Below are 17,436 nucleotides of genomic sequence, written 5' to 3' on the forward strand. Positions count from 1 at the left end.
TGCACTCGGCTACGGTGCCCCTGAGGGTCCGTCGGCACCCGGACGGGTGTCAACGCACTGCCGAGGCCTCGCGGGGATCCCCCGCGACTCGCCGAGCGGGAACCCGCACCGTCACGGGCCGGGTCGATGTCGTCGAGGTGCGTGCGTCGACGTCCGGGTGCACCCGTCCTCCCGATGGGAGCGACCCAGGTGTGGCTGCGCCAGGGCGCGGCAGGCCGGCGAGCCGGTGTCAGACCGCGCCGGTGCGCTGCCCCGGAGGGCACTGATCGGTTCGACGACCACCGCTGGGCCGGCGTCCGCCCGCCTCGCCGCGCAGGCGGGTGGCGGGTCCGGTCACACGGACACCGGCACCGTGGACCGGACCCGCGGGGCGAACTCCCCGCGCGCGTCGAGGACGTAGCGCTCCGCGCCCTCGGGGGTGGCGGCGATCTCGCGCAGCGCCTGGCCCAGGAGCGGGATGTCGGTGAGGTAGGTCTGCCGGTTCGCGCTGACGCGGACGGCACCGGGGATCCGGTGGCGCGCGCCCGCGCGGACGTCGGCGTGGAACTGCGCGACCTCGGCCTCGTCGAGGCCGAGCAGCCGGCCCATGTAGGGGTGCGCGCAGAAGCAGCCGCTCCGGGTGCCGATCGCCCACTCGTTGGCCAGCCGGGCGGCCAGCAGGCCGTGCGGCACGCCCTCGAGGTTGAAGGCGGCGACCGGCAGCCGGTCCCCGGTGACCGGCCCGAGCCGGCGCAGGCCGGGCACCGAGCGCAGCTCGGAGTCCAGGGCGCGCACCAGGTGGTCCTCGTGCGCCCGCACCGACGACCACCCGTCGCTGCGCAGCTCGTCGGCCGCGGCGGTGAGGGCCACGACCCCGACCACGTTGGGCGAACCGGCGTCGTCCCGGTCGGGGCCGTCGGCCCAGACGACGTCGTCGAAGGAGACGGCCTTCACCGCGCCGCCCCCCACCAGGAACGGCTCCCCGCCGGCGAGCAGCGCGCGGGGGACGACGAGGGCGCCGACACCGAAGGGCGCGTACATCTTGTGGCCCGAGAAGGCGATCACGTCGATGCCCAGGGCGGTGATGTCGACGGGACGGTGCGGCACGAGCTGCGCGCCGTCGACGACCACCAGCACGCCGCGCTGGCGGGCGGCGGCCGCGATCGCCCGCAGGTCGGGCAGCCAGCCGGTGACGTTGGAGCCGCCCGTGACGGCCAGGACGCGGGGGCGCGGGTGCTGGTCGAGCGCGGCCTCGACCGCGGAGACGTCGAAGGTGCCGCTCTCGTCGACGTCCACGACGCGCAGCTGCGCGTGCCGCTGCCACGGCAGCAGGTTGGCGTGGTGCTCGACGGCCGTGGTGACGACGACGTCGTCCCTGGTCAGCCCCAGGCGGAAGGCCAGCAGGTTGAGCGCCTCGGTGGTGTTCCGGGAGAACAGCGCCTGGTGCGTGGCCGGGTCGCCGCCGACGAAGCGCACGATGGTCTCGCGCGCCTCCTCGTAGCGCCTGCTGGTCAGCTGGGAGCGGATCCCGGCCCCGCGGTGCACGCTCGCGTACCACGGCAGGAACTCCTGGACCGCCCGGGCCACGACCACCGACGCCGAGCTGGTGGCGGCGGTGTCGAGGTCGACGTACTGGCGGGGCTGCCCGTCGAGCACCGACACCCACAGGTCGTCACCCACGTACTGGCCGGCCGTGAAGGACAGCGTCATCTCCATGACAGCCTGATCGACGCCCGTCCCCGGAACTTGAACGACGGCGCCGAGATCCCCACGACGGGTGTAGTCGCTCAAGTCACGTCACGGTGGGTCCGATCTGCCCTCCATGACGATGCACGACGAGCGTGCCGGGAAGCGGCCGCGTCCCCGCCGGGCGTTCCGGCTGACCTCCCGCGTCTTCTGGGACATGGCCATCTACATGGTCGGTCTCGGCTTGGCCGTCGGCTTCGTCTTCCCGCCGTTCGCCGTGCTGCTCGGCGTGCCGGAGTCCATCGCCCACCGGCCGGTCTTCAGCTCGGCCTGCCTGGTGGCCGGCTTCCTCGTGGGCGCGATGAACTACGCGCTGTGCCGCGGTGTCGTCGGCGGCCGGATGGCGGTGCTCGGCAGCCACCTGCGGTCGGCGACCGACGTCATCACCTCCGCCTCGGACTCCGGCGACTGGTCCGAGGCGGTGTTCGAGCGCATCACCGTGGACTCCGACGACCAGATCGGCGAGGCCGGACGGGCGTTCAACAGCCTCCTGGGCGCGGTGGAGGGTCGCAAGGAGCTCGAGGACCGGCTGCGCTACCAGGCCTTCCACGACGCGCTCACCGGCCTGCCGAACCGCGCGTACTTCATGGAGCGGCTCGCCGAGGCCGACGTCGCCCGCCGGGAGTCGGGCACGCCGTCGGCCGTGCTGTTCCTCGACGTCGACAACCTCAAGGCGGCCAACGACAGCCTCGGCCACGAGGGGGGTGACGCGCTCATCCGGCTCCTCGGCGAGCGCATGGTCGGCAGCGTCCGCGAGGCCGACACGGTGGCCCGCCTCTCGGGCGACGAGTTCGCCGTCCTGCTCACCGGCCCGGGCAGCGCCCACCAGGCCGAGCGGGTGGCGCACCGCGTCCTCGACTCCCTGCGGGCGCCCACCCGGATCGGCGAGCACGTGGTCCGCACCGGCCTGAGCATCGGCCTGGCGACGTCGGACGCGTGCGCGGCCAGCGGGATCAGCATGCTGCGCGCCGCCGACCTGGCGATGTACGCCGCCAAGACCGGCGGCAAGGGCCGTCTCGAGGTCTTCCAGCCCAGCCACCACACCGCCCAGGTGCAGCGCGACGCCGTCCGGGCGGAGCTGTCCGGCGCGCTCGACGCCGAGCAGCTGGAGCTGCACTACCAGCCCATCGTCGACGTCTCCTCGCAGGTCGTCGTCGGCTTCGAGGCGCTGGTCCGGTGGCGGCACCCCGTGCGGGGGCTGGTGTCCCCGGTGGAGTTCATCCCGCTGGCCGAGGAGACGGGCCTGATCGTGCCGATCGGCCGCTGGGTGGTGCAGGAGGCCACCCGGCAGGCCGCCGTCTGGCAGCACCGCTCGCCGCTCGGCCGGCTGCGGATGAGCGTCAACGTCTCCGTCCGGCAGTTCCACCACCCCGACCTGGTCGGGGACGTGGCCGAGGCGCTGCGCCAGTCGGGCCTGGACCCCTCGCTGCTCACCCTCGAGATCACCGAGTCGCTGTTCGCGCACGACACCGAGGAGACGACCCGCAAGATCGGCCAGCTCAAGGCCCTCGGCGTCCGTCTGGCCCTCGACGACTTCGGCACCGGCTACTCGTCGCTGGGCTACCTGCGGCGCTTCCCGATCGACACGCTGAAGATCGACAAGTCGTTCATCGACGCGGTCACGACCAGCCCCGAGGGGCACGCCGTCGTCGCGGCCATCACCCGGCTCGCGCAGGACCTGCACCTCGAGGTGGTGGCCGAGGGGCTGGAGACCGGAGAGCAGCTCGCGGCCCTCCGCGCGCTGGACTGCCCGCTCGGCCAGGGCTACCACTTCTCCCGCCCGCTGGTCCCCGGCGACGCGGTGAAGCTGCTGCTGACCGGGCGCCGGTCCGAGCCGGCCATGCTCGTCCCCGCCTGACCCGGCCACCGGGTCCCCGGGACGCTCAGCCGTCCCGTGGCCCGCGAGCCATCCGCTCCAGCCGGGCGATGCGCTCGGCCATCGGCGGGTGCGTGGCGAACAGCGCGGCCAGCCCGGCCGGCCGGAACGGGGCGGCGATCATGAGGTGGCTCTGGGTCACCAGGCGGTCGTCCGGCGGCAGCGGGAGGGCCATCGCCCCGCGCGAGATCCGGCGCAGCGCGCCGGCGAGGGCCAGCGGGTCGCCGGACAGCCGCGCGCCGGCGGCGTCGGCCTCGTACTCACGGCTGCGGCTGACCGCCAGCTGCACCAGTCCCGCGGCCAGCGGGCCGAGCACCACCAGCAGCAGCGTGCCGAGCACGTTGGCCCCGCCCCGGTCCTCCGAGCGCCCGCCGAACAGCCAGGCGAACGTGGCCAGGTGCGCCAGGTGGGTGACCACGGTGGCCAGCGCGCCGGCGACCGAGCTGATGAGGATGTCGCGGTTGTAGACGTGCGAGAGCTCGTGGGCGAGCACCGCCCGCAGCTCGCGCCGGTCGAGCAGCTCGAGCACCCCCTGCGTGCAGCAGACCGCCGCCCGGCGCGGCGTGCGGCCGGTGGCGAAGGCGTTGGGCTGGTCGGTGGGGCTGACGTAGAGGCGCGGCATCGGCTGGCGGGCCTCGGTGGCCAGCTCGCGGACCATCGCGTACAGCCCGGGCGCCTGCGTCTCCGTCACGGGGAAGGCGCGCATCGCGCGCAGGGCCAGCCGGTCGGAGCCGTACCAGGCCCAGCCGTTGACCCCGAGTGCGACGACGAGGGCCACCAGCAGCCCCCCGCGGCCCCCGACCAGGACGCCGGCGGCGAGGACGAGGCCGGCCATCAGCCCCAGCAGGAGTGCGGTCCGCACCCCGTTGCCCCAGCGCTGCACCCCTCGTGAACGGAACGCCCCGGACCGCCGTTCCCGGGAGCGGACCGGGACACCGCTCCGGACGGCACCGGCCGGAATCCCCGACCCGCCGACGGGGTTGCACGCTCCAGACTGCCGTCCCCACGGCCGAGTTCGTGAGCCGCCTCACGCCTCCGGCCACGACACAGCCACGTAACCTCGGCCGTTGGAGGTAACAGCCTGATGACTGCTCTCGAACCGTCCACCACGCCCGGCAGCTCGGCCCCCGGTGGGCTCGTGAAGAGCGTCGTCGAGCTCGACCGCGTCGTCATCCGGCTCGCCGGGGACTCCGGCGACGGCATGCAGCTGACCGGCAACCGGTTCACCAGCGAGACCGCGTCCTTCGGCAACGACCTGTCGACGCTGCCCAACTTCCCCGCCGAGATCCGCGCGCCCACGGGCACGCTGCCCGGCGTCAGCTCCTTCCAGCTGCACTTCGCCGACCACGACATCATGACCCCGGGTGACGCCCCGGACGTCCTGGTGGCCATGAACCCCGCGGCTCTCAAGGCCAACCTCTCCGACCTGCCCGGCGGCGGGCTGGTGATCGTCGACAGCGACGAGTTCACCCCGCGGAACCTGGCCAAGGTCGGCTACGCGACCAACCCGCTCGAGGACGGCTCGCTCGAGGGCTGGCAGGTCGTCAGCGTCGCGCTCACGAGCATGACGCTCGAGGCGCTCAAGGAGTCCGGCCTCGGCAAGAAGGAGGCCGAGCGGAGCAAGAACATGTTCACCCTCGGCCTGCTCAGCTGGATGTACCACCGGCCCACCGAGGGCACCGTCCGCTTCCTCGAGCGGCAGTTCCGCCGCAAGCCGGAGATCGCCGCGGCCAACATCGCCGCCTTCCGCGCCGGCTACAACTACGGCGAGACGACGGAGGCCTTCGCGGTCTCCTACGAGATCAAGCCGGCCCCGATGGCCCCGGGCCGCTACCGCAACATCTCGGGCAACCAGGCGTTGGCCCTCGGGCTGGTCGCCGCCGGGCAGCGGTCCGGTCTGCCGGTGTTCCTCGGCGCCTACCCCATCACGCCGGCGTCGGACATCCTCCACGAGCTGTCCCGGCACAAGTCCTTCGGCGTGCGCACCTTCCAGGCCGAGGACGAGATCGCCGGCATCGGCGCCGCGCTGGGCGCCTCGTTCGGCGGCGCGCTGGGCATCACGACGACGTCGGGCCCCGGCGTCTCGCTCAAGTCCGAGGCCCTGGGCCTGGCCGTGATGACCGAGCTGCCGCTGATCGTCGTCGACGTGCAGCGCGGTGGTCCCTCGACGGGCCTGCCCACCAAGACCGAGCAGTCGGACCTGCTGCAGGCCATGTTCGGCCGCAACGGCGAGGCGCCGCTGCCGGTCATCGCGCCCCGCTCCCCCGGCGACTGCTTCGACGCCGCCCTCGAGGCGGCGCGGATCGCGCTGAAGTACCGGACGCCGGTCATGCTGCTCTCCGACGGCTACCTGGCCAACGGCGCCGAGCCGTGGGCGATCCCGTCGGTGGACGAGCTGCCCGACCTGTCGGTGGACTTCGCGACCGAGCCCAACGGCGCCGCCGCCGACGGGACGCCGGAGTTCCTGCCGTACCTGCGCGACCCCGAGACGCTGGCCCGGCCGTGGGCGGTCCCGGGCACCTCGGGGATGCAGCACCGCATCGGCGGGTTGGAGAAGGCCGACAAGACCGGCAACATCTCCTATGACCCGGCCAACCACGACCTGATGACCCGGCTGCGGCAGGCCAAGGTCGACGGCATCGCCGCCGACATCCCGCCGACCGCCGTCGAGGACCCCGACGGCGACGCCCGCGTGGCGGTCATCGGCTGGGGGTCGACGTACGGGCCGATCGGCGCGGCCTGCCGGCGGATCCGCCGCTCGGGGCGCTCGGTCGCCCAGATCCACCTGCGGCACGTCAACCCGATGCCGGCCGACCTCGGTGAGGTCCTGCGCCGCTACGACCGGGTCGTCTGCCCCGAGATGAACCTCGGGCAGCTGTCGATGCTGCTGCGCGCCAGGTACCTCGTCGACGTCCAGAGCCACACGCAGGTGCGCGGGCTGCCCTTCCGGGCCGCCGAGCTCGCCGCGGTGGTGCAGGACGTCATCGACTCCACGACTCCCGACAGCACCGCCCCGACCGCTCCCACCGGAGGCACGAAGTGACCACCTCCCCGCACGTGCACGACCTCGGCATGCCGGGGACGCCGATCGATGCCAACATCCAGCAGGCCATCGCCGAGTCGGTCACCAGCCAGGGCGAGAAGCAGACCTCGCTCAAGGCCAAGGACATGAAGACCGACCAGGAGGTCCGCTGGTGCCCCGGCTGCGGTGACTACGTCATCCTCAACGCCGTCCAGAGCTTCCTGCCCAGCCTCGGCATCGCCCGCGAGGACATGGTCATCGTCTCGGGCATCGGCTGCTCGTCGCGCTTCCCGTACTACATGAACACCTACGGGATGCACTCGATCCACGGCCGGGCCCCGGCCATCGCCACCGGCCTGGCCGCCTCGCGGCCGGACCTGTCGGTGTGGGTCGTGACCGGCGACGGCGACGCGCTGTCGATCGGCGGCAACCACCTGATCCACGCGCTGCGCCGCAACGTGAACATGACGATCCTGCTGTTCAACAACCGGATCTACGGGCTGACCAAGGGGCAGTACTCCCCCACCTCCGAGGTCGGCAAGGTCACCAAGTCCACCCCGATGGGCTCGCTGGACCACCCGTTCAACCCGGTGTCGCTGGCCATCGGCGCCGACGCCACCTTCGTCGGGCGCGCCATGGACTCCGACCGCAAGGGCCTCACCGAGGTGCTGCGCCAGGCGGCCGAGCACGAGGGCACCTCGCTGGTGGAGATCTACCAGAACTGCAACATCTTCAACGACGGCGCGTTCGACCTGCTCAAGGACCCGGCCACCGGCCCGATGTGGACCATCCCGCTGGTGCACGGGCAGCCGCTGGTCTTCGGCCCGGACGGCGCCTCGTGCGTGGTGCGCGACGACTCCGGCGGCCTGCGGATCGCCGAGACCAACCAGGTCGACGCCGGCGAGATCGTCGTCCACGACGCCACCCGCGAGGACCCGTCCTACGCGTTCGCGCTGTCGCGGCTGTCGAGCCAGGACCTGCGGTACACCCCGATGGGCGTCTTCCGCTCGGTGCGCAAGGCCACCTACGACCGGATGATGGCCGACCAGCTCGAGGAGTCCCGCACCCGGGGCCCCGGCGACCTGGAGGCGCTGCTCGCCGGCGGCGACACCTGGACCGTCAGCGCCTGAGGCCGATCCGGGCCTGGCCCCGTCCCGGGTCCCACCCGGAGCGCGCGAAGGGTGGGGAGGACGGGGTCCTTCCTCCGTCCCCCCTTCCGGGAGGCGGGCCGGTCCGCGTTCAGGCCCGGTCGAGCGCCTCGCGGAGCACACCGCCGAGGACCGGCAGGACGCGGACCAGCTCCGCGCGGGGTGGGGCCGCGAAGCCGAGCACCAGGCCGGCGGCCGGCCGGTGCGGCCCGGGGCCGGCCAGGTGCCGGGCCAGCGCGTCGAGGGAGATCCCGGTCGCGGCCGCCGCGGCGACGACGGCCTGCTCGCCCGCCCGGTCCGGCAGCGGGACGAACACGTGTGCCCCGGCGGGGTCACCGGTCACCGGCACCCCGGCCGCGCACAGCGCGTCCAGGACCAGGCCGCGCCGCTCGCCCAGCTCCCGGCGCAGCCGCCGCAGGTGCCGGGACAGGTCCCCGGAGGCGGCGAGCGCCGCGAGCACGCGCTGCCCCGCCCGCGCCGGGCGCGTCCCGGTGGCGGTCCGGGCGGCGACCAGCTCCGCGCGCAGTGACGCCGGCGCCACCAGCCACCCGGTGCCGAGCGTCGGGCTGACGACCTTGCTGCTCGTCCCGAGGTGCACCACGACGTCCGGGCCGAGCGCGGCCAGCAGCGGCAGCGGGGCCACGTCGTAGCGCAGCTCGCCGTCGTAGTCGTCCTCCAGCACCCACCACCCCTCCGCCCGCGCCCGGGCGACGAGCGCCACCCGCCGCGCCGCGGACAGCCGCCGGCCCAGCGGGAACTGGTGCGCCGGCGTGCAGTAGACGGCGGTCAGGTCCGCCGGGAGCGCCTCGACGACCAGCCCGTCGTCGTCCACCGGACACGGCACCGCCTCGATGCCGGCCGCGCGCAGCGCGCCGGCCGCCCGCTGGTAACCGGGGTCCTCGATGCCGACGCGGCTGCCCCGGGGCAGGAGGCGGGCGACCTCGGCCACCGCCGCGGACGTGCCCGCGGTGGCCAGCACGTCCGCCGGGTCGGCGGGCAGCCCGCGGTGCCGCAGCAGGTGCTCGGTGACGGCGAGCTGGAAGCCCGCGTCCGCGGCCGGCTCCGGGCCGGCGTCGGGCGGGACGTCGCCGGCCGCCCGCCAGGCCCGCCGCCACGCCGCGCGGTCGAGCACCTCGAGACAGGGCGTCCCGGCCCGCAGGTCGACCGACGGCGGGACCGGGGACCGCGACGGCGGGCGCGGTGCCGGCGCGGTGGACCCGCCGGGAGCCGACCCGACGACGAAGGTGCCCGCCCCGCGCCGTCCGGCCGCCCAGCCCTCGGCCAGGAGCTGGTCGTAGGCGGCGGAGGTGACGGTGCGGCTGACCTGCAGCGCCACGGCCAGCTCGCGGGTGGACGGCAGCCGGTCGCCCGGGCGCAGCACCCCGCCGGCGGCCGCCGTCCGCAGCGCGTCCGCGAGCTGCACCGACAGCGGCCGCCCGGACGCGCGGTCCAGCACGACGGGCGGGACGTCCACGGGCACCTCCGTCGTCCAGTGGCCTGGCCGATCGGCAGCGTACTGGCCCTTCCGGGAGGCCACCCGGCGCCCCAGGGTGGAGGTGTGGACACCGCACCGCCGCTCTCCCCCACCGCCCGCAGCACCGTCCGCCGGAGCGCCAAGCGCGCCCGGACCGACCGCGCCGAGCTGTACGCCGTCCTCGACGCGGGGCTGGTCGGCCACCTCGGGGTCGTGCTCGACGGCGCTCCCGTCGTGCTGCCCACCGGCTACGGGCGGCGGGAGGACACCCTGTACCTGCACGGCTCCACCGGCGCGGCCACGCTGCGCGCCGCGGCGGCCGGCGGGCCGGTGTGCTTCACCGTCACCCACCTCGACGGCGTGGTCTACGCCCGGTCGGCGTTCCACCACTCGATGAACTACCGCTGCGCCGTCGTCCACGGGTCCGCGCGGCCGGTCAGCGAGCCCGCCGAGCTCCTGCTCGGGCTGGAGGCCCTCACCGAGCACCTGGCGCCGGGCTCCTGGACGGCGACCCGGCAGCCGGACCGGAAGGAACTGGCCGCGACGGCGCTGCTGGCCCTGGACCTGGCCGAGGCCAGCGTGAAGGTCCGCACGGGCCCGCCCGGCGACGACGAGCAGGACCTGGCCGCGCCGGTGTGGGCCGGCGTCCTGCCGCTGCGCACCGTCGTCGGCACCCCCGAGCCGGACCCGCTGCTGCCGGCCGGGACGCCGGTCCCCGAGCGGGTGGCCGGACGGGCACTGGGCTAGGCGGGGGTCACCCGGAGCAGGCGGTCCTCGCCCTCGCCGTTGTCGGTGGTGAGGTACAGCGCGCCGTCGGCACCGAGCAGGGGCGTGCGCACCCGGCCGTGGGTGTCCTCCAGCTCGGGCACCCGGAACTGCTCGACCAGCCGGCCGTCCGCGCCGAGGCGCAGCGCCAGCACGCCGGTGTCCTTCTGCACGCCCAGGAGTAGGACGCCGTCGTAGCCGCCCCACTGCGCGCCGCTGACGAACTCCCCGCCGCTGGTGGCGATGGTCGGGTCGCCGGAGGACCACACGGCGGGGATGGCGCCGTCGATGTCGAGGTCGGTCATCGGGACGCTCTCGTCGTACCGGCCCGCCGGCCCGTCGGGTGCGCCGTCGGGGTCGTAGCCGTAGTTGCCGCCCGCCACCGACCGGTTCACCTCGTCGTCGCGGCCGGTGCCCTGCTCGACGGTGTAGACCTCCCCCGTCCCGGGCCGGACGGCGATGCCCTGCACGTTGCGGTGGCCGTAGCTGAGCACCAGCCGGGTGACCGGGTCCGGGGAGTCGGCGAACGGGTTGCCCGGCGCCGGGCCGCCGGTGGCCGGGTCGATGCGCAGCACCTTGCCCGCCGGAGTGGAGAGGTCCTGGGCGTGGCTGCCGACGGCGTTGTCCCCGGTGCCCACGAGCAGCGCGCCCGAGGGGTCGAAGCGCAGGCGGCAGCCGCTGTGCCGGCCGGTGCGCTCGTTGACCGGGACGTCCCCGAGCAACGGGTCGTCCACGCGGGTCGCCGCCGTCCAGCCGGCGTCGACGGTCCAGGCGAGCACCTGGATCTCCGCGCCGCCGTCCTCCTCGACACCCTGGCAGGTGTAGAGGCGCCGGTTCTGCGCGAACGCCGGGTCGAGCACCAGTCCCATCAGGCCGGTCTCGCCGTCGGCGAACAGGTCGGAGAGGTCGGCCTCGACCTCGCGCACGGTGCCGTCGGGCAGGACGGCGGTGAAGCCGCCGCCTCGCTCGTCGACGAGCAGGGTCCCGTCGGGGGCGCGGGCGACGTCCCAGGGGTGGTCGAGCCCGTCGAGGACGGTCTCCACCCGCAGCGCCGGGACCGCCACCGAGGGGCTCCCGGTCACTGGGGGGACGTCCGGAGCTCCCTCGTCGTCCTGGGCGACGCTGCAGCCGGCGAGGAGCACCAGGGCTCCCAGCGGCGCGGGCAGGGCGCGGGAACCGATCACCCCGCCGAGCATCCCCGAGGCCGCCGGACGGCGCCGTCCGCTAGCTGGTGCGGGTCACCACGTAGTCGCACAGCGCCGAGAGGGCGTCGCGGACCTCGCCGGCGGGGACCTCCGAGAGGGACGCCTGGGCGCGGTCGGCGTAGTCGCGCAGCACCTCGGTGGCGCGGGCCAGCGCGGCCGACCCGCGCAGCAGCGTCAGGGCCTCGGCGTGCTCGGCGTCGTCGGACAGCGGGCGGGCGACCAGCTCGCGCAGCCGGGCCTCGGCGGGCTCGTCGCCGGCCAGGGCGATGAGCGCCGGCAGGGTGGCGATGCCCTCGCGCAGGTCGGTGCCCGGCGACTTCCCGGAGGCACCGTCCTCGCTGACGATGTCGAGCAGGTCGTCGGAGAGCTGGAAGGCCACGCCGACCAGCTCGCCGAAGCGGGTGAGCGCCTCGACGAGCACGGGGTCGACGCCGGCGAAGGAGGCGCCGAAACGGGCCGAGGTGGCCACCAGGGAGCCGGTCTTGTCGGCGAGCACCTCGAGGTAGTGCGCCACCCGGTCCTCGCCGGGGCGCGCGCCCACGGTCTCCCGGATCTGCCCGGTCACCAGGCGCTCGAACGTGCGCGCCTGGATGCGCACCGCCTCGGGCCCGAGGTCGGCGAGGATGTCGGAGGCGCGGGCGAAGAGGAAGTCGCCGGTCAGGATGGCGACGCTGTTGGTCCAGCGGCTGTTGGCACTGGGTGCTCCGCGGCGCACCGCGGCCTCGTCCATGACGTCGTCGTGGTACAGCGTCGCCAGGTGCGTGAGCTCGCAGACGACGGCCGCCCGCGCGACGTCGGGGGCCTGCGCGTCGCCGAGCTGCGCGGCCAGCAGCGTCAGCATGGGCCGGAACCGCTTGCCGCCGGCGGCCATGAGGTGCCCGGCCGCCTCGGAGACGAACGAGTGCTCGCTGGCCACGGCGGTGGTCAGCGCCGCCTCCACCCGGCCCAGGCCGTCGGTGAGCGAGGTCCCGAGCGGCCCGTCGGGCAGCCAGGCGCCCACGGTGGAGGCGGGGGTGGAGATGCGGTGCCAGACCTCGGCCGGGGCGATCCCGTCGACGGCGGCACGGGGTCCGGTCATCAACCGACGAAGATAGCCGCCTGGTCCGCCAGACCGAGCACCGACCCGGGGACGATCCCGAGGACCAGCGTGGCCGCCGCCGTCACCGCGAGCACGACGGTCGTGGGCAGACCGGGCACGCCGACGGTGGGTCCGTCGGCCGCGGGCTCGGAGAAGTACATGAGCACGATGACCCGCAGGTAGAAGAACGCGGCCACCGCACTGGCCAGCAGGGCGACCACCGCCAGCGGCCAGGCGCCGTCCTCGATCGCGGCCCGGAAGACGGCGAACTTGCCGGTGAAGCCGCTGGTGAGCGGGATCCCGGCCAGGGCGAGCAGGAACAGGCTCATCACCGCGGCGGTCAGCGGCGAGCGCTGGGCCAGACCCGCCCACTGCGACAGGTGGGTGGCCTCGCCGTCGCCACTGCGCACCAGGGTGAGGACGGCGAACGCGCCCAGCGTGGTCAGGCCGTAGGCGAGCAGGTAGAACATCGTCGCCGACAGCCCGGAGCCCGCGGCGTCCCCGGCGACGGAGAACCCGAGGACCCCGGTGAGCAGGAAGCCGGCGTGCGCCACCGACGAGTAGGCCAGCATCCGCTTGAGGTCGGTCTGGGTGAGCCCGAGGACGGCGCCCACCACCATCGACACGATCGCCACGCCGTAGACCAGCGGCCGCCAGGTCCACTCGTCGGTGCCGAAGGCGACGTAGAGCAGCCGCAGGACGGCACCGAAGGCGGCGACCTTGGTGCAGGCGGCCATGAAGGCGGTCACCGGGGTGGGTGCGCCCTGGTACACGTCGGGCGTCCAGGTGTGGAACGGCGCCACGCTGGCCTTGAACAGCAGGCCGACGACGAGCAGCGCCAGCCCGAGGACCAGGAGGACGTCGCCTCCGCCGGTGCCCACGGCCTCGCGGACGTCGGCCAGCCGCACGCTGCCGGTGGCGCCGTAGACCAGCGCCAGGCCGTAGAGGAAGAACGCCGAGGCGAACGACCCGAGCAGGAAGTACTTGACCGCCGCCTCCTGCGAGAGCAGCCGGCGCCGGCGGGCCAGGCCGCTGATCAGGTACAGCGGCAGGCTGAGCACCTCGAGGGCGACGAACATGACCAGCAGGTCGTTGGCCGTGACGAAGAGCATCATGCCGCCGATGGCGAAGACCGCCAGCGGGTAGACCTCGGTCTGCACCCGCTGGACGGTGAGCAGCTCGCGGTCGCGGACGCTGCCGGCCGGCACGGCCGCGGAGACGACGAACGCCGAGCGGGCCGGGTCGAGGTTGCGCTCGGCGAACAGCAGGACCGACAGCGCGCCCAGGCCGGCGATGGTGGCCTGGAGGAACAGCCCGGCACCGTCGACGGCCAGCGCCCCACCCGCGGTGACCTCGCGGGTGCCGGCCAGCAGCAGCGTGCTGACCAGCGCCCCGACGGTGCCGACGAGGGCGATGGCGACCTGGACCGCGTGCCGGTCGCGGGGGCCGAACGCCTCCACCAGCACTCCGGTGCAGGCGGCACCGAAGACGAACAGCAGCGGTGCGAGCGCGGCCAGCGAGAGGTCGGGGGCCTCGATCGGCATCAGTCGGTCCCCTCGGGAGAGGTGGCGGGGGTGGTGCCGGCCGGGTCGGCGCCGACGTCGCTCATGGTGGCGGCGACGGCCGGCTCGATCAGCCGGATCAGCGGCTGCGGGTGGACGCCGAGCACGAGGATCAGCGCCACCAGCGGGGCGACGACGGCGACCTCCCGGCGGGACAGGTCGCGCACCCGCAGGACCGCGCGGGCGGGCGCGGGGGCGGTGAGGGTGGCCGTGGCGGTGGCGGTCGCGGCGGACGCGCCGTGGCCGCCGCCCGCGGGCGTCCCGGTGTCGTCCCCGGTCTCGGCCAGCACCCCGCGCGGCGGGCCGTGCATCGTCCGTTGGTAGAGCAGCAGCACGTACAGCGCGGCCAGGACGATGCCGACGGTGGCCAGCACCGTGAACACCGGCCGCGTCGGCAACGACCCGATGAGCACGAGGAACTCGCTGACGAAGCTGTTGGTGCCCGGCAGCGCCAGCGAGGCCAGCCCCGCGACGAGGAAGACGCCGGCCAGCTTGGGTGCGGCGCTGGCCACACCGCCGTAGTCGCCGACCAGCCGCGAGCCGCCGCGGGCGATGAGCATGCCGACGACGAGGAACAGCAGGCCGGTCGCGATGCCGTGGTTGACCATGTAGAGCACCGCGCCGGTGCCGGCCTCGGTGGTGAAGGCGAAGATCCCCAGCGCGATGAAGCCGAAGTGGGCGATCGAGGTGTAGCTGACCAGCCGCTTCATGTCGCTCTGCCCCATCGCCAGCAGCGCCGCGTAGAGCACCCCGGCGACGGCGAGCGCCAGCACGTACGGCGCGAACTCGCGGGAGGCGTCGGGGAACAGCGGCAGGCAGTAGCGCAGGAAGCCGAAGGTGCCCACCTTGTCGAGGACGCCGACGAGGAGCACCGAGCCGCCGATCGGCGCCTCGGCACCGGCGTCGGGCAGCCAGGTGTGGAACGGCACGAGCGGTGCCTTGATGGCGAAGGCCAGGAAGAAGCCGAGGAACAGCAGCCGCTGCACGCCCGGGTCGATGTCGATGTCGCGCAGCGCCTCGAAGGCGAAGGTGCCCTCCCCTGCCGACTCGCTGACCACGTACAGCCCGATCACGGCGGCGAGCATGATCAACCCGCCGACCAGGCTGTAGAGGAAGAACTTCACCGCGGCGTACTGCCGGCGCGGGCCGCCGAAGCTGCCCACGATGAAGTACATCGGGACGAGCATCGCCTCGAAGAAGACGTAGAAGAGGAAGACGTCGGTGGCGGCGAAGACGCCGACCATGCACGCCTCGAGCAGCAGCAGCCAGGCCCAGAAGGCGCGCATCGAGCGGCGCCCGGGGGGGACGTCGCGCCAGGAGGCGAGCACCACGACGGGGACGAGCACCCCGACCAGCAGCAGCATCACCAGGGCGATGCCGTCGACGCCGAGGGCGAAGTCGACGCCGAAGCCGGGGATCCACGGCGTCGAGGTGGTCAGCTGGAACCGCTCGCCGCCGGGGTCGAAGGCGACCGTGGCCAGCACGGCCAGCAGCAGCACCACCAGGCTCACGCCCAGGGTGACCTGGCGGGCCAGGGCCGGGTTCGCGCGGGGCAGCGCCGCGACGCCGGCGGCGCCCACCGCGGGCACCACCAGCATCGCGAGCAGGAGCAGGGAGTCGCTCACGCCACGGTCCTCATGTCGTCGTCCTCTCCCCTTCGCTGGTCAGGCTGCTTCACCCGGCCGTCACCGCCAGCAGCGCCCCGGCCACGACGACCGCGCCGCCGAGCATCCCGAGTGCGTAGGACCGGACGAAGCCGGTCTGCGCGCGGCCCAGCCGCGACGACGAGCCGCCGAGGGTGGCGGCCAGGCCGTTGACCGCGCCGTCGACCCCGCGGTTGTCCACCCACACCAGCGCGCGGGTCAGCCACTGGCCGGGGCGCATGAACAGCGACTCGTTGACCGTGTCGGCGTAGAGGGCCTTCCGGGCGGCACGGGTGACCGGGGAGACGCGCGAGGGCGCGACCACCGGGATCTCGCGGCGGCCGACGAACAGCCACGCGGCGAGGACGCCGACCAGCATCACCGCCGTCACCACGATCCCGACGACGGCCGGCGCGACCACGTGCGCGGCCTCCTCCGGGGCGCCGAAGACCGGGGCCAGCCACTCGTCGAGCGGGAAGACGTTGACCAGCAGGAAGCCCGCGGCCACCGAGCCGATCGACAGCACGACCATCGGCGCGGTCATCACCGACGGCGACTCGTGCGGGTGCACGCCGTCGGTCCACCGCGGCCGGCCGAGGAAGGTCATGAGCATCAGCCGGGTCATGTAGAAGGCGGTCAGCCCGGCGCCGACGACCGCGACCGCGCCCAGCAGCCAGCCCGACGTCCCGCCGCGGTCCAACGCCGCCTCGATGATCGCGTCCTTGGTCCAGTAGCCGGACAGGAACGGGAAGCCGATGAGCGCGAGGTAGCCCAGCCCGAAGGTCACGAAGGTGACCGGCAGCGTGCGCGCCAGCCCGCCGAAGCGGCGCATGTCCACCTGGTCGTCCATCGCGTGCATCACGGACCCGGCGCCGAGGAACAGCCCGGCCTTGAAGAAGCCGTGGGTGAGCAGGTGGGCGATGCCGGCGGCGTAGCCGACCGGGCCGAGGCCCACGGCCAGGAACATGTAGCCGATCTGGCTGACCGTGGAGTACGCCAGCACCTTCTTGATGTCGTCGTACGCGCAGCCGGCGATCGCGCCGATGAGCAGCGTGACCGCGCCGACGGCGAGGACGACGGAGCGTGCGGTCGGGGTCAGGTCGTAGATCGGCGCGGACCGCGCGATGAGGTAGACCCCCGCGGTCACCATGGTGGCGGCGTGGATGAGCGCCGAGACCGGCGTCGGGCCCTCCATGGCGTCGGGCAGCCAGGCCTGCAGCGGGAACTGGCCGGACTTGCCGCACGCCCCGAGCAGCAGGAGCAGGCCGATCGCGGTGACCGTGCCGCCGGCCAGCGCGCCGACCCCGCCGAAGACGCCCTCGTAGCTGACCGTGCCGAGCTGGGCGAACATCACGAAGATCGCCAGTGCCAGGCCGACGTCGCCGACCCGGTTCATGATGAACGCCTTCTTGGCGGCGGTCGCCGCTGCCGGGCGCTCGTGCCAGAAGGCGATGAGCAGGTAGGAGGCCAGGCCCACGCCCTCCCACCCGACGTAGAGGGCCACGTAGTTGTCGCCGAGGACCAGCAGCAGCATCGCCGCGACGAACAGGTTGAGGTAGGCGAAGAACCGGCGCCGGCGCGGATCGTGCGCCATGTAGCCGATCGAGTAGACGTGGATCAGCGCGCCCACGCCGGTGATCAGCAGCACGAACGTCGCCGACAGCGGGTCGACCAGCAGGCCGGCCTGCACGTCGAGCGAGCCGGCGGAGACGAAGGTGAACAGGTCGACGTCGACCGAGCGGGAGCCGGTGCCGGCCAGCTGCACGGTGCACAGCAGCCCGACGACGAAGGCGGCGACGACGGTCGCCGTCCCCAGCAGGTGGCCCCAGCGGTCGGTGCGCCGGCCGCCCAGCAGCAGGACGGCGGCGCCGGCCAGCGGCAGCGCGACGACCAGCCAGGCGGAGCTGAGCAGCCCCTCGGCCGCGACGGTGTCCATGG

General features: G+C 74.3%; 12 protein-coding genes. 4 read left to right on the forward strand and 8 right to left on the reverse strand.

Features of this window, described 5'->3' with window-relative positions; genetic code table 11:
• Positions 1-333: 333 nt before the first annotated feature.
• On the reverse strand, positions 334-1,689 hold the full coding sequence (locus tag JOD57_RS09330) for an aminotransferase class V-fold PLP-dependent enzyme (RefSeq protein WP_204691776.1): 1,356 nt from the start codon (positions 1,687-1,689) through the stop codon (positions 334-336).
• A 112-nt stretch (positions 1,690-1,801) separates the two neighbouring features.
• Between JOD57_RS09330 and JOD57_RS09335 the strand changes: the two genes are divergently transcribed.
• The gene (locus JOD57_RS09335) at positions 1,802-3,583 is read left to right on the forward strand and encodes a putative bifunctional diguanylate cyclase/phosphodiesterase (protein WP_204691777.1); all 1,782 of its coding nucleotides are present in this window, start codon (positions 1,802-1,804) and stop codon (positions 3,581-3,583) included.
• A 25-nt stretch (positions 3,584-3,608) separates the two neighbouring features.
• On the opposite strand, the gene htpX is transcribed toward JOD57_RS09335, so the two are convergent.
• Complete coding sequence (htpX, locus tag JOD57_RS09340; protein WP_204691778.1) at positions 3,609-4,484, reverse strand: zinc metalloprotease HtpX; 876 nt, start codon at positions 4,482-4,484, stop codon at positions 3,609-3,611.
• A gap of 201 nt (positions 4,485-4,685) precedes the next feature.
• On the opposite strand from htpX, the gene JOD57_RS09345 reads away from it, so the two are divergent.
• A complete protein-coding gene (locus tag JOD57_RS09345) occupies positions 4,686-6,644 on the forward strand; it encodes a 2-oxoacid:acceptor oxidoreductase subunit alpha (RefSeq protein WP_204691779.1) in 1,959 nt (652 codons plus the stop codon).
• The gene (locus JOD57_RS09350) at positions 6,641-7,753 is read left to right on the forward strand and encodes a 2-oxoacid:ferredoxin oxidoreductase subunit beta (RefSeq protein ID WP_204691780.1); all 1,113 of its coding nucleotides are present in this window, start codon (positions 6,641-6,643) and stop codon (positions 7,751-7,753) included. The genes JOD57_RS09345 and JOD57_RS09350 overlap by 4 nt, the downstream gene beginning before the upstream one ends.
• Positions 7,754-7,862: 109 nt before the next feature.
• On the opposite strand, the gene pdxR is transcribed toward JOD57_RS09350, so the two are convergent.
• Positions 7,863-9,245 (reverse strand): MocR-like pyridoxine biosynthesis transcription factor PdxR, encoded by a 1,383-nt coding sequence (pdxR, locus tag JOD57_RS09355; protein ID WP_204691781.1) that lies wholly within the window; start codon positions 9,243-9,245, stop codon positions 7,863-7,865.
• A gap of 84 nt (positions 9,246-9,329) precedes the next feature.
• On the opposite strand from pdxR, the gene JOD57_RS09360 reads away from it, so the two are divergent.
• Positions 9,330-9,992 carry a pyridoxamine 5'-phosphate oxidase family protein gene (locus tag JOD57_RS09360; RefSeq protein ID WP_204691782.1) on the forward strand — a complete coding sequence of 221 codons (663 nt, stop codon included), beginning with the start codon at positions 9,330-9,332 and terminating at the stop codon, positions 9,990-9,992.
• Here the strand turns inward: JOD57_RS09360 and JOD57_RS09365 are convergent.
• Genes JOD57_RS09365 through nuoL form a run of 5 tightly spaced genes read right to left on the reverse strand, consistent with a single transcriptional unit; the run spans position 9,989 to position 17,434 of the window.
• The gene (locus JOD57_RS09365; RefSeq protein WP_307824577.1) at positions 9,989-11,194 is read right to left on the reverse strand and encodes a PQQ-dependent sugar dehydrogenase; all 1,206 of its coding nucleotides are present in this window, start codon (positions 11,192-11,194) and stop codon (positions 9,989-9,991) included. The genes JOD57_RS09360 and JOD57_RS09365 overlap by 4 nt on opposite strands.
• Positions 11,195-11,234: 40 nt before the next feature.
• Positions 11,235-12,293, reverse strand: a complete 1,059-nt coding sequence (locus JOD57_RS09370) for a polyprenyl synthetase family protein (protein ID WP_204691784.1) — start codon at positions 12,291-12,293, stop codon at positions 11,235-11,237.
• Entirely contained in the window at positions 12,293-13,837 is a 1,545-nt protein-coding gene (gene nuoN / locus JOD57_RS09375; RefSeq protein WP_204691785.1) for an NADH-quinone oxidoreductase subunit NuoN, read from the reverse strand. The genes JOD57_RS09370 and nuoN overlap by 1 nt, the downstream gene beginning before the upstream one ends.
• On the reverse strand, positions 13,837-15,480 hold the full coding sequence (locus tag JOD57_RS09380) for an NADH-quinone oxidoreductase subunit M (protein ID WP_204691786.1): 1,644 nt from the start codon (positions 15,478-15,480) through the stop codon (positions 13,837-13,839). Before JOD57_RS09380 ends, nuoN begins: the two co-directional genes overlap by 1 nt.
• 49 nt (positions 15,481-15,529) lie before the next feature.
• Positions 15,530-17,434 carry an NADH-quinone oxidoreductase subunit L gene (gene nuoL, locus JOD57_RS09385; protein ID WP_204691787.1) on the reverse strand — a complete coding sequence of 635 codons (1,905 nt, stop codon included), beginning with the start codon at positions 17,432-17,434 and terminating at the stop codon, positions 15,530-15,532.
• Positions 17,435-17,436 lie beyond the last annotated feature (2 nt).

This window comes from Geodermatophilus bullaregiensis, from assembly GCF_016907675.1.
GTDB lineage: Bacteria > Actinomycetota > Actinomycetes > Mycobacteriales > Geodermatophilaceae > Geodermatophilus > Geodermatophilus bullaregiensis.